Raw genomic sequence first — 13,167 nt, 5'->3', positions numbered from 1 at the left:
TCAAATGGCTCAGCTATCGCTAAAAAATATCCACAAAATCTATGATAACCAGGTTCATGTGGTGAAGGATTTTTGCCTCGAAATCGCGGATAAAGAATTTATCGTTTTTGTCGGGCCATCAGGCTGCGGTAAATCCACCACGTTACGCATGATTGCCGGTCTCGAAGAGATTAGCGCAGGTGAACTGGCGATTGGGGATGTGGTGATGAATGATGTTCCCGCCAAGGCGCGGGATATCGCCATGGTTTTTCAGAACTATGCGCTATACCCGCACATGACGGTTTACGACAACATGGCGTTTGGCCTCAAAATGCAAAAGATCGCGCCGAAGGTGATTGAGGAGCGGGTCAGCTGGGCCGCGCAAATACTGGGTTTACGTGACTATCTGAAGCGCAAACCGGGGGCGCTTTCTGGGGGGGCAGCGCCAGCGTGTGGCGCTGGGTCGCGCCATCGTGCGGGAGGCAGGTGTATTTCTGATGGATGAGCCGCTGTCAAATCTCGACGCGAAGCTACGCGTGCAGATGCGGGCAGAAATCAGCAAGCTTCATCAGAAATTGAATACCACCATGATTTACGTGACCCACGATCAGACCGAAGCGATGACAATGGCGACACGTATCGTGATTATGAAGGAGGGGATTATTCAGCAGGTAGGTGTACCAAAGGAGGTGTATAACGCACCGGCCAACATCTTTGTCGCGGGTTTTATTGGTTCACCTGCCATGAACTTTATTCGTGGTGCAATAGATGGCGGCTATTTTGTCACCGAAACGTTGCGCCTCGAAATACCAGCAGAAAAACTCGCGATACTTAATAAGAAGGGTTATCAGCGTAAAGCCGTCATATTGGGTATTCGCCCTGAAAATATAATAACCGCGCAAGAGTGCACAACAGCAATAAACGCGAAAGTGTGCGTGGCCGAGCTGACGGGTGCTGAATTTATGCTGTATGTCAATGTAGGCGGTCACGAGTTAGTGCTTCGGGCAGGAACAATACATGATTATCATTCTGGGGATAATCTGGCAATTCAGTTCGAAATGGATAAAAGCCATTTCTTCGATGCTGATACAGAAATTGCCATAAGATAAAAATAGTCAGTGACTGGAAAGCATTTTCCAGATTTTGTTGTTCTTATTTTATAAAGGAATATATTAATGAGTACTCTACTAAAAAGTGCTGCGCTTTTACTATGTGCGGGAGTAACGAACGTCCAGGCATCAGAGGAAGTTAAAAAATGGGATTTTAACATTGGTGCGATGTATGAAATCGAAAATGTCGAAGGACAGGGTGATGATAAAGATGGTTTGTATGAACCTTCCGTATGGTTTAATGCCACCTACGATGCATGGACGGTTTCACTGGCGATGTATCAGGAAGGACCCGTTGATTACAGTAGCATGACCCGAGGGACCTATTTTGATCGCCCTGAATTCGAGTTACGTTATCGTGTTATTGGCAGTGACGACTTTACGCTGGGCTTGACGGGGGGATTCCGCAATTATGGTTATCATTTTAAAGATGAGCATGGTGCGAAAGACGGTAGTGCAAATATGCAACGCTACAAAATCCAACCAGACTGGGATCTCAAATTGAGTGATGACTGGCGCTTTAACGGCTGGTTCGCGATGTATCAATTTGCAAACGATCTCGAAAAGACAGGTTATTCCGATAGCCGTGTCGAGACTGAAACCGGTTTTACCTGGACAATTAATAAGACTTTTTCTATTAAAACAAACTACTATTTAGAACGCGGCTTTAATATTGATGGTGGTCGCAATAATGGGGAGTTCTCAACTCAGGAAATTCGTGCTTATCTGCCTATTGCGATGGGGCAAACCACATTGACGCCCTATACCCGCCTTGGGTTGGATCGCTGGTCAAATTGGGACTGGCAGGACGATCCTGAACGTGAGGGCCATGATTTCAATCGCCTGGGCATGCTGTATGCGTATGATTTCGCCAACGGTCTCTCTATGACACTGGAATACGCGTACGAATGGCAAAACCATGATGAAGGTAAAAACGATCGATTCCACTATGCTGGTGTCGGCGTGAACTACGCATTTTAGTTGTGCTATTCCAGGGGCAATATGCCCCTGGATTTAGGCTACAGAGGCAGTTTGGGTGAAATGGGTTTCTACGATGACGCGCTGTGGCGCGGGTTTGCCAGCGATCCGTTTAAATAACACATCGCAGCTTTCTTCACCAAGCTTTCGTGTAGGGATATCGAAACCACTTGGCGCGGGTGTCAAAATCAGTGACAGCATAGGATCGGTGTATCCGGCAACAACGAGCTGTTCAGGTATCATTAGATTTAACTCATCCGCTGCGCGATACAGCGCCAGCAATTTCATACTGTCTGTGGCAAATACAGCGCGGGGCGCGCGCGCTGCGGAAAGTAATTTACACGCGGCGTCCAGCGCACTTTCATGCGTATAACCGCCGTCAACAACCCAATCACAATTAAGTGCAATATTATTATTTTCGAGACAGGTTTTATAACCCGACAGCCGATCAATTGAGACGAGATATTCAAGCGGAGCATGTAGGCAGGCGATATCGCGATAGCCTTGTTTAATAAATTGCTCGGTTAACATCATGCTGTCACGGAAATTATCCGTATCGACCGAGAAAATATTCGTGAAGTCACCTTCGACTTTGCCAATAACGACAACCGGAATTCCATACGCATCAAGTCTTGGGAAAAAGGCTTCATTGGCGGGTGAACTCAACATAATAATGCCTTTCACCATTTTCTGTTTAATTTTGCTTTCACATTTCTGTAAATCATCTTCACTGTTTTTGGATGTCTGTAAAATAACGTCAAAGCCTTCTTGTTCTGCTTTTGCGGTTATCGCGTGAAGAACATCTGAGAAGAATGGATTACCAGCGGTGGTCTTGGTTGAACGGGTGGAAATAACCATGATCGCATCGAAACCCGATGTCGTGAGGGCGCGGGCGAGTTTGTTAGGTTGATAATTTAATTCATCGATCGCTTTCAGCACTTTCTCTTGTGCTTCAGGAGAGATATTCGTTTGTTTATTCAGAACGCGGGACACGGTTGATTTTGATACACCGGCAACACGTGCAATATCATAAATTGTGGGTGACATACACCTGACAACTCCATCGTAGCGGTAATTTCATTATATTACGGCAGAAAAATGGGGAATGACAGTCAGATTGAATTGAAAATCAACGATCTGCCCCAATTTATTGTATTCTGAAGTCAATATCGACAGTCTTCGGGGCAAAACAGGATGGCGATGAAGAGATTTAAAAATGAATTGAATTCACTGGTCAACAGAGGCGTTGATCGCCATTTGCGTCTGGCGGTCACGGGCCTGAGTCGCAGCGGTAAAACAGCATTTATTACGGCGTTGGTTAATCAGTTACTCAATCTACATACTGGCGCTCGTCTGCCCTTGCTGAGTGCTGCGCGAGAAGAACGTTTACTCGGGGTAAAACGTGTTCCACAGCGCGATTTTGGCATCCCACGTTTCACCTATGATGAAGGGCTGGCGCAGCTTTACGGCACGCCGCCCTCATGGCCGACCCCCACGCGTGGCGTTAGCGAAATACGTCTGGCGCTGCGGTTTCGCTCGAATGATTCTTTGCTCCGGCATTTCAAAGATACCTCGACGCTGTACCTTGAAATCGTCGATTATCCTGGCGAATGGCTGCTGGATTTACCAATGCTGGCACAGGATTACCTGAGCTGGTCTCGCCAGATGACGGGGTTGTTGCAAGGCCAACGTGCGGAATGGTCTCTAAAATGGCAGGAATTGTGCGCCGGTCTGGACCCGTTGGCTCCCGCAGATGAGAATCGGCTGGCTGCGATTGCGCAAGCCTGGACCGACTATCTCCATCAGTGCAAAAAAGAGGGTTTGCATTTCATCCAACCGGGTCGTTTTGTGCTGCCGGGTGAGATGGCAGGGGCGCCTGCGCTGCAGTTTTTCCCCTGGCCAGATGTCGATGCCTGGGGAGAATCGAAGCTGGCGATGGCCGATAAAAATACCAACGTCGGTATGCTTCGCGAGCGTTTCAACTATTACTGCGAGAAAGTGGTGAAGGGGTTTTATAAAAATCACTTCCTGAAATTTGATCGCCAGATTGTGTTAGTGGATTGCCTGCAACCCCTTAACAGCGGACCACATGCCTTCAACGATATGCGCCTGGCACTCACGCAGTTGATGCAAAGCTTCCACTACGGACAACGCACGTTGTTTCGCCGACTGTTTTCTCCGGTCATCGATAAGCTCCTGTTCGCCGCCACCAAGGCCGACCATGTGACTGTCGATCAACATGCCAATATAGTTTCGCTGCTGCAACAGTTGGTTCAGGACGCCTGGCAAAATGCGGCGTTTGAGGGAATCAGCATGGATTGTCTCGGTCTGGCCTCCGTTCAGGCGACGCAAAGCGGCCTGATTGACGTCAATGGCGAAAAGATCCCGGCGCTGCGCGGCAACCGTCTGAGTGACGGTGAACCGTTGACGGTTTATCCCGGTGAAGTCCCTGCGCGTTTGCCTGGGCAGGCCTTCTGGCAAAATCAGGGATTTCAGTTCGAAGCGTTTCGCCCACAAACAATGAATGTTGACCAGCCGTTGCCGCACATTCGGCTGGATGCGGCGCTGGAGTTTTTGATTGGAGATAAATTGCGATGACGGAACCCTTAAAGCCACGTATTGATTTTCCCGGCACGCTGGAGCAGGAGCGTGCCGAAGCCTTTAAAGCGGCTCAGGCGTTTAGCGGGCCGGAAGCCGATAATTTTGCGCCCGCCGTGACGGAAGAGTTGCTGTCTGATGAAGGGCCAGCCGAGGCTGTCGTGGAAGCAGCGCTGCGCCCGAAACGCAGCTTATGGCGGAAGATGGTCACGGCAGGGCTGACGTTATTCGGTATCAGCGTTGTCGGCCAGGGCGTTCAGTGGACCATGAATGCGTGGCAAACGCAGGACTGGGTGGCGTTGGGCGGTTGTGCTGCCGGGGCGCTCATTATCGGTGCGGGTGTCGGTTCTGTCGCGACAGAATGGCGTCGCCTGTGGCGTTTACGCCAGCGAGCGCATGAGCGTGATGAGGCGCGTGATTTATTACACAGCCATGCCACCGGAAAAGGGCGCGCCTTTTGCGAAAAATTGGCGAGCCAGGCGGGCATTGATCAGTCGCACCCCGCGCTTCAGCGTTGGTATGCCGCGATCCATGAAACGCAGAGCGATCGCGAAATCGTCTCGCTCTACGCCTCTATTGTCCAGCCAGTGCTTGATTCTCAGGCGCGTCGGGAGATAAGCCGGTCTGCGGCGGAGTCCACGCTGATGATCGCCGTCAGCCCTCTGGCGCTGGTGGATATGGCTTTTATCGCGTGGCGAAATCTGCGACTGATTAACCGTATTGCCACCCTCTATGGCATTGAGCTCGGATATTACAGCCGCTTGCGCCTGTTCCGTCTGGTGCTGTTGAATATGGCTTTTGCCGGCGCCAGTGAACTGGTACGCGAAGTCGGGATGGACTGGATGTCCCAGGATCTGGCCGCAAGGTTATCCACCCGAGCGGCGCAGGGGATTGGCGCAGGGCTGCTGACGGCGCGATTAGGCATCAAAGCGATGGAGTTGTGCCGTCCCTTACCCTGGCTAGATGATGATAAACCGCGGCTTGGGGATTTCCGCCGTGAATTGATCGGTCAGCTGAAAGAGGCATTGAGCAAAAAGCCGCTGTAAACGCCTAAAAAAGCACCTCGCTGTCAATATTTGTTGACAGCGAGCTTCCAGCCAGACGATATCTGACTTATTATTTAAAGCTACTGGCTTAGAGAGTGAATTTCCCATGCGTCTGGAAGTGTTCTGTCAGGACCGTATCGGTCTGACCCGCGAGTTACTCGATCTCCTTGTTTTGCGTGACATTGATTTACGCGGCATCGACATCGATCCCATTGGACGAATTTATCTCAATTTTGCCGAAATCGAATTCAATACCTTTAGCAGCCTGATGGCGGAAATCCGCCGTATCGCTGGCGTTACGGATGTGCGTACCGTTCCGTGGATGCCATCAGAGCGTGAACATTTGGCGCTCAGCGCGCTGCTCGAAGCGATGCCAGAGCCCTTTTTATCATTGGATTTGAAAGGCAAAGTAGAGCGAACCAACCTCGCGAGTTGCCAGCTGTTTGGCCAAAGCCAGGAAAAACTCAGCAACCATCTTGCTGCACAGCTGATCGCGGGATTCAATTTTCAGCGGTGGCTCGACAGCAATCCGCAGAGCACGCTTAGCGAACATGTTGTCATTAACGGCCAAAATTTCCTGATGGAAATCACGCCGGTTCATTTGCAGGGCGAGAACGACGCGGCGGTACTCACGGGGGCGGTGATCATGTTGCGTTCCACCATTCGTATGGGCCGACAGTTGCAGAATCTTTCCAATCAGGATGTGGGTGCATTTAGCCAGATGATTGCGGTCAGTCCGAAGATGCGACACGTGGTCGATCAGGCGCGTAAACTGGCGAATCTCACCGCACCGCTGCTCATTACTGGCGAGACAGGCACCGGCAAGGATCTGCTGGCCCATGCGGTTCACACGGCCAGCCCGCGAGCGGCGAAACCCTATCTGGCGCTAAACTGCGCATCCATTCCCGAAGACGCTGTTGAAAGTGAACTGTTTGGACATGCCCCAGAGGGCAAAAAAGGTTTCTTCGAGCAGGCCAACGGCGGTTCCGTTCTCCTGGATGAAATTGGCGAAATGTCACCGCGTATGCAGGCCAAACTGCTGCGCTTCCTCAATGACGGCACGTTCCGCCGGGTGGGGGAAGATCATGAGGTACACGTTGATGTCCGTGTGATTTGCGCCACGCAGAAAAATCTTGTTGAACTGGTTCAGAAAGGGGTGTTCCGCGAAGATCTCTATTATCGCCTGAACGTGCTGACGCTGAACATTCCGCCGCTACGCGATTGTCCACAAGACGTTATGCCGCTCACCGAACTGTTTGTGGCGCGTTTCGCAGACGAACAGGGCGTACCGCGTCCGAAGCTCTCTGCCGATCTGGGTACGATGCTGACGCGCTATAACTGGCCGGGGAATATCAGGCAGCTGAAGAATGCGGTATATCGCGCACTGACCCAGCTTGAAGGATATGAATTACGTCCTCAGGACGTCCTGCTGCCAGATTATGATGCCGGAACCCTGGCGGTTGGCGAAGAAGCGATGGAAGGATCGCTGGACGATATCACCAGCCGTTTTGAGCGCTCTGTCCTGACCCAGCTTTATCGCAACTATCCCAGCACGCGTAAACTGGCGAAACGGTTAGGTGTTTCGCATACGGCGATCGCCAATAAGCTGCGCGAATACGGTTTGAATCAGAAGAAAACAGAAGAGTCATAAAAGTAGAAAGCCTCCAGATGGAGGCTTTTTTTTCACTCACGCTTTTAACACGTCCAGCGCAGCGGTGTAATCCGGTTCGTTGGTGATTTCGTTGACCAGTTCACTGAAAACAACGGTGTCGTTTTCATCGATGACCAGTACGGCACGCGCAGTCAGGCCTTTCAGAGCGCCTTCTGCGATCCCTACGCCGTAGTTTTCGAGGAAATCCGGGCTACGCAGGGTGGAAAGGGTGATGACGTTGCTCAGACCTTCTGCACCGCAGAAGCGGGACTGGGCGAACGGCAGGTCAGCGGAAATGCACAGCACTACGGTGTTGTCCATTTCAGTCGCCAGCTGGTTAAATTTGCGCACGGAGGCTGCACAAACGCCGGTATCAATGCTTGGGAAAATATTCAGAACTTTGCGTTTGCCAGCAAACTGGCCCAACGTTACATCAGACAGGTCTTTCGCTACGAGGGTAAAAGCCTGCGCTTTGCTGCCAGCCTGGGGAATAGAGCCTGCAACAGAAACTGGGTTGCCCTGAAAATGAACGAGTTGTGTCATAGATATCTTCCTGTTTACAAATAGTTAACGTCGTAGGTAGTGTATGACATCAGCAGATAACACGGCAAACCAAATTTGCCTTACAGGAGCGAGTGATGAGAAACGTCAAGGTCTATGAAGAAGCATGGCCATTGCATACCCCGTTTGTGATCTCTCGTGGCAGTCGCAGTGAAGCGAGCGTCGTGGTTGTTGAAATTGAAGAAGATGACATAAAGGGCATCGGGGAATGCACACCCTATCCGCGCTATGGCGAGAGTCTCGCATCGGTTATGGCACAGGTCATGACAATCCTGCCCGACCTCGAAAGAGGCCTGACGCGTGAGGCTTTGCAACGTCTTTTGCCCGCAGGTGCAGCGCGTAACGCCGTGGATTGCGCACTGTGGTCGCTTGAGGCGCAGAAAAATCACCAGACTATTTCCGGCGCGGTAGGTGTGGTGTTACCGCAAACCATTGTCACGGCCCAAACCGTCGTTATCGGTGAGCCCGAACAGATGGCCGCCAGCGCAAAAGCACTGTATGAGGCTGGCGCGCGTTTGCTGAAGGTGAAAATAGACGATCATTTAATCAGCGAACGTATGGTGGCGATTCGTGGTGCGGTCCCCGATGCGACGCTGATTGTTGATGCCAATGAATCCTGGAAAAGTGAAGGATTGGCTGCTCGCTGCCAGTTGCTCGCGGATCTGGGGGTGGCGATGCTTGAGCAGCCATTACCGGCGCAGGATGATGCGACGCTGGCGAATTTCATTCATCCGCTGCCCATTTGCGCGGATGAAAGCTGCCATACTCGTGAAAATCTGACGAGCCTGAAGGGGCGTTATGAAATGGTTAACATCAAGCTTGATAAGACGGGCGGCTTAACCGAAGCGTTGGCGCTGGCAAAACAGGCGCGTGCAGAGGGCTTTGCACTCATGCTGGGCTGTATGCTTTGCACCTCACGCGCCATTACGGCTGCGCTTCCGCTGGCGGAGCAGGTCAGCTTTGCCGATCTTGATGGACCCACCTGGCTCGCGGTGGATGTTTCACCGGCGTTGAATTTCACCACCGGTACGCTTCATCTCTGAGATTGCCAGCGCAGTAGGCTCGTCATAGCCTCCAGGTATTTCTCGCTCGCGTCGTCAGAGGAGACGGGCGGGAATTCCGCTGTGATGCAATGGAGCCCGAGATCCGCGCACCAGCTGCCAAATGAGCCGGGCGTTTCGTATCCCACGCTCGTTACCAGCGGTAGCGAAAATGCGTCCGCCAGCCACTCGCCTAACGCCGTGTGACGCGGATCTTCGATGCAAGCCAACGGGTCGTGAAACGAAACGACCCATGCGGGATGAAGGTGATGAATGAGCTGACACAACGCTTGAGTTTCCGGTTCTGAGCCGGGCTTATCGCCGGTCAACAGCACCACGTCTCGTTCTTCTGCGGCACTGTTCCAGCGGTATACCGTTTCGCCTGCTCGCCAGTTGGCCGCAGGGAAATTACGATTGAGATCGACACCGCGCGCGTTGGCGCGCAATCCCAACTGGCAGCCATCTGGGTTGACCGTCAGCACCACATGGTGACGACGTCGCTCAGGGGCCAGCGTTCGTAGCGCGCAGGAGAGCGTCACGATCGATGAATTTTCATCCCCGTGCGTACCCGCAATAATTAATCCACTGTGACGATCGGCCTGTGGGGCGGGGAACCAAATCAGTGGCGCGCCCAAAAACGAGCGGCCATAGTGTTCGGTCCCACGTGGAAATACGCCACGTTCCGTTCTGGGGCGGTTGGGTGACATAGGAAATCCTGATAAAGGGCTTATAACTGCCAGTGTTGTGTAAAACTCACGGTTAATCAAATAGTTTCAGCATGAGGAGAATTTAGCCAGATATCACCTTTACGCGGTAAGAAGTTTGCATTTCTCTGTTTTGAAACAAATAATTACGCATCTGCTCGTCACCGATCATTTTAAAGGGGATCTTATGAAGCATCCTGTCTCGCTGCTCTGTACCGCACTTTGGTTGTGCGGACTCTCATCTTATTCTTATGCGGCTGATGTTCCTTCGGGAACCGTGCTGGCACAAAAACAGGAGCTGGTGCGTCATATCAAAGATGAGCCAGCATCGCTCGACCCGGCGAAGGCCGTAGGTTTGCCCGAAATTCAGGTTATCCGGGATCTGTTTGAAGGCCTGGTGAATCAGAATGAAAAGGGCGCGTTGATTCCTGGGGTGGCGTCAAAATGGCAAAGTAATGACAACCGCACCTGGACGTTTACTTTGCGCGATAACGCTAAGTGGTCTGATGGCACTCCGGTGACGGCAGAAGATTTTGTTTATAGCTGGCAGCGTCTCGTCGATCCTAAAACGACCTCGCCGTTCGCATGGTTTGCGGCGCTGGCGGGGATCACGAATGCGCAGAACATTATCGATGGTAAAGCACTGCCGAATTCACTGGGCGTGGCGGCTGTTGATGCCAAAACGCTACGCGTACAGCTGGATAAACCGTTGCCGTGGTTTGCCAATCTGACGGCGAGTTTTGCTTTTTATCCGGTTCAGAAAGCCAACGTCGAGGGCAATAAAGACTGGACTCGACCTGGTGCGCTGGTCGGTAACGGGGCATATGTTTTAAAAGACCGCGTGGTGAACGAAAAACTGGTTGTTGAGCCCAATACCCATTACTGGGACAACGGCAAGACGGTGCTGCAAAAAGTGACGTTTGTGCCGCTCAATCAGGAATCATCAGCCACGAAACGTTATCTGGCAGGGGATATTGATATCACCGAATCGTTCCCCAAAAATCTTTACCAGAAGCTGCTGAAAGACATTCCGGGGCAGGTTTATACACCGCCACAGCTTGGCACATATTATTATGCGTTTAATACCCAAAAAGGACCGACTGCGGACTCGCGCGTGCGTCTGGCGTTGAGTATGACGATTGACCGGCGGATCATGGCAGAGAAAGTCCTGGGAACCGGTGAGAAACCGGCCTGGCATTTTACCCCTGATGTGACGGCAGGTTTTACGGCTGAACCGTCACCGTTTGAGCAGATGTCGCAAGCAGAGCTAAACGCGCAGGCAAAAATGCTGCTTCAGGCCGCAGGCTATGGTCCTCAGCGCCCGCTTAAACTTACTCTGCTGTACAACACGTCTGAAAACCATCAAAAAATCGCGATTGCGGTGGCCTCGATGTGGAAGAAAAATCTGGGCGTAGACGTGAAGTTGCAAAACCAGGAGTGGAAAACGTATATCGACAGCCGCAATACCGGTAATTTCGACGTGATTCGCGCCTCCTGGGTCGGCGATTACAATGAGCCTTCAACGTTCCTGTCGCTGCTCACTTCAACGCACACAGGTAACATCTCACGCTTTAACGATCCGGCTTACGATAAAATCATCAATCAGGCGACGCTGGAAACGACGGTAAAAGCACGGAATGCGGATTACAATTCAGCAGAGAAAATCCTTGCTGAAAAAGCGCCTATTGCACCCATTTATCAATATACCAATGGGCGTTTGATTAAGCCGTGGGTGAAAGGTTATCCGATAAATAATGCGGAAGATGTGGCTTATAGCCGGACGATGTATATCGACAAACACTAATTTATCAGCCGGAAAAAATAAAAAAGCCCGTCAGAGAACGGGCAACATAAGCCAATGATTAATACTGTGTTAACCCATCACGGAGGGTAACCATTGCTATATTATGCGTTGTTTTCTTGTGGTTAAAGCGCACAATTACAGTAGTTGAAACAATGGGTTATACGTGCATCATGGCGCATAGATCGCAGGGTAAAGCCAGTTTTCCAGAAACGCTGCTAAATGCCACATCTGGCCGCTAAAAATAAACCACAAGCCAAATATAATAATCAGTAAAATAATTAGGATGAGTATGACTTCTGTTTTTTCCATAGCAAAAGCTACCCACCTGAAATCCGTTAATCTAGCGGGGCATTGTAACGAGGCTTTAATCAATACTCCAGTTCTTAGGCTGCCAAAACTTTATTGCGTCCATCATTTTTAGCGCGATACAGCGCATCATCAACCCGTTTAAAAAGCTCATCAATGCTTTCATCAGAATTGTGGCGTGCCACGCCAATACTCACGGTAAAGCGGGGCAGACCGGGAATCGCGATGCGTGCAACCGCCGCGCGAATGGTTTCGGCAACCTGCATTGCGACATCCAGTGGCGTGCGCGGTAACAGAATGACAAACTCTTCTCCGCCCCAGCGGAACACATAATCGTCCTTCCGGCTGCATGCTTCGAGCGTACGCGAAAGCGAAATCAAGACTTCATCGCCTTTCAGATGCCCGAAAACATCATTGATGTTTTTAAAATGGTCGGTATCAACCAACAATAAGCTGAACTGGTTCTGAACAGGTAAAAACGACGGGTTGGTTTGCTCGGTGATGCGGTAAAATTGTCGACGATTAAGCAGACCTGTCATCGAATCTCGCATCGCGGCGTGTTCCAGCTCCTGCTCTAACCGCTTCTGTTCGGTGATATCATGAACGATACACAGCATCAATTTATCGCCATAGATTTCAATCGGGCCGGCGTAAGTTTGAACATGGCGGGTTGAACCATCTGCGAGGCGGTGAACAAAATTAAGCGGTTTATGCCCGCCGGGAAGGCGCGCAACCTCATTCATGATCGGTAAAATGTCGCGGCCTAGCGTGTTTATTTCCCAGGTGTGTTTGCTGCATATCACATCATGGGTGTAGCCGTAGAAATTCAGGGCTGCCAAATTGGCGTCCACAATTTGACCATCACGCGCGGTATCAATCAGCAACATTGGGGCGCTGTTTGTCAGAAAAAAACGGGCGTAAAAACCCTGTTTTTTGCGCTGATAATTCGCCGATCGACTGGCTTTAAGTCCCGACGATATTTGAGACGCAATGCCCTCAAATATAATCACATCACCCATGTTTTCGTCATGGGCAAGTGACAGGCGAGAGCTTAGCGTCGTTTCTTGCTGGTCGCGCCAGACGGTCCAGACTTCGATGATATCCAGGTCAGATTTAAGGTCCGGGACATACATAGAAAGCTGATGCTGCGCATTTGCTGAAAAAACCCCGTTACGCATATCGTTGAGCGTTTTATTCATCATCAAGGCAGTCGCCGTGACGTTGGCGAATATAACCTGCTCAGAAACGGATGAGACTATCCAAACGGGTGTTTTGATAAAATTGAGCGCTTCGTAGCTGGGTAGCGACATAGATTGTTCCCATTCATCAGTACCGCTGCCTGATGTCCACGACGGAATGTTCACGCGTGGGCTTATTTAAAACATACTCTA

The 13,167-nt window shown here is 51.0% G+C and carries 11 protein-coding genes and 1 pseudogene; 7 read left to right on the top strand and 5 right to left on the bottom strand.

Features of this window, described 5'->3' with window-relative positions; genetic code table 11:
• The first annotated feature begins 4 nt into the window (after positions 1-4).
• Together I6L74_RS19770 and I6L74_RS19765 are read left to right on the top strand one after the other, a co-directional pair.
• A pseudogene (locus I6L74_RS19770) lies at positions 5-1,088 on the top strand (ABC transporter ATP-binding protein).
• Between the two features lie 66 nt (positions 1,089-1,154).
• Positions 1,155-2,069 (top strand): OmpG family monomeric porin, encoded by a 915-nt coding sequence (locus I6L74_RS19765; protein ID WP_059179089.1) that lies wholly within the window; start codon positions 1,155-1,157, stop codon positions 2,067-2,069.
• A gap of 33 nt (positions 2,070-2,102) precedes the next feature.
• Here the strand turns inward: I6L74_RS19765 and I6L74_RS19760 are convergent, their stop codons facing one another.
• A complete protein-coding gene (locus tag I6L74_RS19760) occupies positions 2,103-3,113 on the bottom strand; it encodes a LacI family DNA-binding transcriptional regulator (RefSeq protein WP_059179088.1) in 1,011 nt (336 codons plus the stop codon).
• 153 nt (positions 3,114-3,266) lie between these two features.
• Between I6L74_RS19760 and I6L74_RS19755 the strand changes: the two genes are divergently transcribed.
• The 3 genes from I6L74_RS19755 to tyrR all read left to right on the top strand — a co-directional run bounded on the left by I6L74_RS19755 (position 3,267) and on the right by tyrR (position 7,361).
• A complete protein-coding gene (locus I6L74_RS19755; RefSeq protein ID WP_059179087.1) occupies positions 3,267-4,664 on the top strand; it encodes a YcjX family GTP-binding protein in 1,398 nt (465 codons plus the stop codon).
• Complete coding sequence (locus I6L74_RS19750) at positions 4,661-5,710, top strand: YcjF family protein (protein WP_059179086.1); 1,050 nt, start codon at positions 4,661-4,663, stop codon at positions 5,708-5,710. Before I6L74_RS19755 ends, I6L74_RS19750 begins: the two co-directional genes overlap by 4 nt.
• Positions 5,711-5,816: 106 nt before the next feature.
• Positions 5,817-7,361, top strand: coding sequence for a transcriptional regulator TyrR (tyrR, locus tag I6L74_RS19745; RefSeq protein ID WP_059179085.1), 1,545 nt, complete (start codon positions 5,817-5,819; stop codon positions 7,359-7,361).
• 36 nt (positions 7,362-7,397) lie between these two features.
• On the opposite strand, the gene tpx is transcribed toward tyrR, so the two are convergent.
• Positions 7,398-7,904 carry a thiol peroxidase gene (gene tpx, locus I6L74_RS19740; protein WP_059179084.1) on the bottom strand — a complete coding sequence of 169 codons (507 nt, stop codon included), beginning with the start codon at positions 7,902-7,904 and terminating at the stop codon, positions 7,398-7,400.
• A gap of 95 nt (positions 7,905-7,999) precedes the next feature.
• Here tpx and ycjG point away from each other — a divergent pair, with 95 nt between their 5' ends.
• Positions 8,000-8,965, top strand: a complete 966-nt coding sequence (gene ycjG, locus I6L74_RS19735) for an L-Ala-D/L-Glu epimerase (RefSeq protein ID WP_059179083.1) — start codon at positions 8,000-8,002, stop codon at positions 8,963-8,965.
• Here the strand turns inward: ycjG and mpaA are convergent.
• The gene (gene mpaA / locus I6L74_RS19730) at positions 8,956-9,669 is read right to left on the bottom strand and encodes a murein tripeptide amidase MpaA (RefSeq protein WP_059179082.1); all 714 of its coding nucleotides are present in this window, start codon (positions 9,667-9,669) and stop codon (positions 8,956-8,958) included. The two genes, ycjG and mpaA, sit on opposite strands and share 10 nt — an antisense overlap.
• Before the next feature lie 184 nt (positions 9,670-9,853).
• Here mpaA and I6L74_RS19725 point away from each other — a divergent pair, with 184 nt between their 5' ends.
• Positions 9,854-11,470, top strand: a complete 1,617-nt coding sequence (locus tag I6L74_RS19725; protein ID WP_059179081.1) for a peptide ABC transporter substrate-binding protein — start codon at positions 9,854-9,856, stop codon at positions 11,468-11,470.
• 168 nt (positions 11,471-11,638) lie between these two features.
• Here I6L74_RS19725 and I6L74_RS19720 read toward each other — a convergent pair whose 3' ends face one another.
• A complete protein-coding gene (locus tag I6L74_RS19720; protein ID WP_072241850.1) occupies positions 11,639-11,779 on the bottom strand; it encodes an Ecr family regulatory small membrane protein in 141 nt (46 codons plus the stop codon).
• A gap of 74 nt (positions 11,780-11,853) precedes the next feature.
• A complete protein-coding gene (locus I6L74_RS19715) occupies positions 11,854-13,086 on the bottom strand; it encodes a GGDEF domain-containing protein (RefSeq protein ID WP_059179080.1) in 1,233 nt (410 codons plus the stop codon).
• Between the last annotated feature and the right edge of the window lie 81 nt (positions 13,087-13,167).

It is taken from the genome of Lelliottia amnigena (genome assembly GCF_019047465.1).
GTDB lineage: Bacteria > Pseudomonadota > Gammaproteobacteria > Enterobacterales > Enterobacteriaceae > Enterobacter > Enterobacter amnigenus.
This window is presented reverse-complemented; position numbering and strand designations above follow the sequence as displayed.

Bases quoted from the DNA above. Each gene is read 5' to 3' on its own strand.
- I6L74_RS19765 (WP_059179089.1), top strand. From the start codon at position 1,155: ATGAGTACTCTACTAAAAAGTGCTGCGCTTTTACTATGTGCGGGAGTA.
- I6L74_RS19760 (WP_059179088.1), bottom strand. From the start codon at position 3,113: ATGTCACCCACAATTTATGATATTGCACGTGTTGCCGGTGTATCAAAA.
- I6L74_RS19755 (WP_059179087.1), top strand. From the start codon at position 3,267: ATGAAGAGATTTAAAAATGAATTGAATTCACTGGTCAACAGAGGCGTT.
- I6L74_RS19750 (WP_059179086.1), top strand. From the start codon at position 4,661: ATGACGGAACCCTTAAAGCCACGTATTGATTTTCCCGGCACGCTGGAG.
- tyrR (WP_059179085.1), top strand. From the start codon at position 5,817: ATGCGTCTGGAAGTGTTCTGTCAGGACCGTATCGGTCTGACCCGCGAG.
- tpx (WP_059179084.1), bottom strand. From the start codon at position 7,904: ATGACACAACTCGTTCATTTTCAGGGCAACCCAGTTTCTGTTGCAGGC.
- ycjG (WP_059179083.1), top strand. From the start codon at position 8,000: ATGAGAAACGTCAAGGTCTATGAAGAAGCATGGCCATTGCATACCCCG.
- mpaA (WP_059179082.1), bottom strand. From the start codon at position 9,669: ATGTCACCCAACCGCCCCAGAACGGAACGTGGCGTATTTCCACGTGGG.
- I6L74_RS19725 (WP_059179081.1), top strand. From the start codon at position 9,854: ATGAAGCATCCTGTCTCGCTGCTCTGTACCGCACTTTGGTTGTGCGGA.
- I6L74_RS19720 (WP_072241850.1), bottom strand. From the start codon at position 11,779: ATGGAAAAAACAGAAGTCATACTCATCCTAATTATTTTACTGATTATT.
- I6L74_RS19715 (WP_059179080.1), bottom strand. From the start codon at position 13,086: ATGTCGCTACCCAGCTACGAAGCGCTCAATTTTATCAAAACACCCGTT.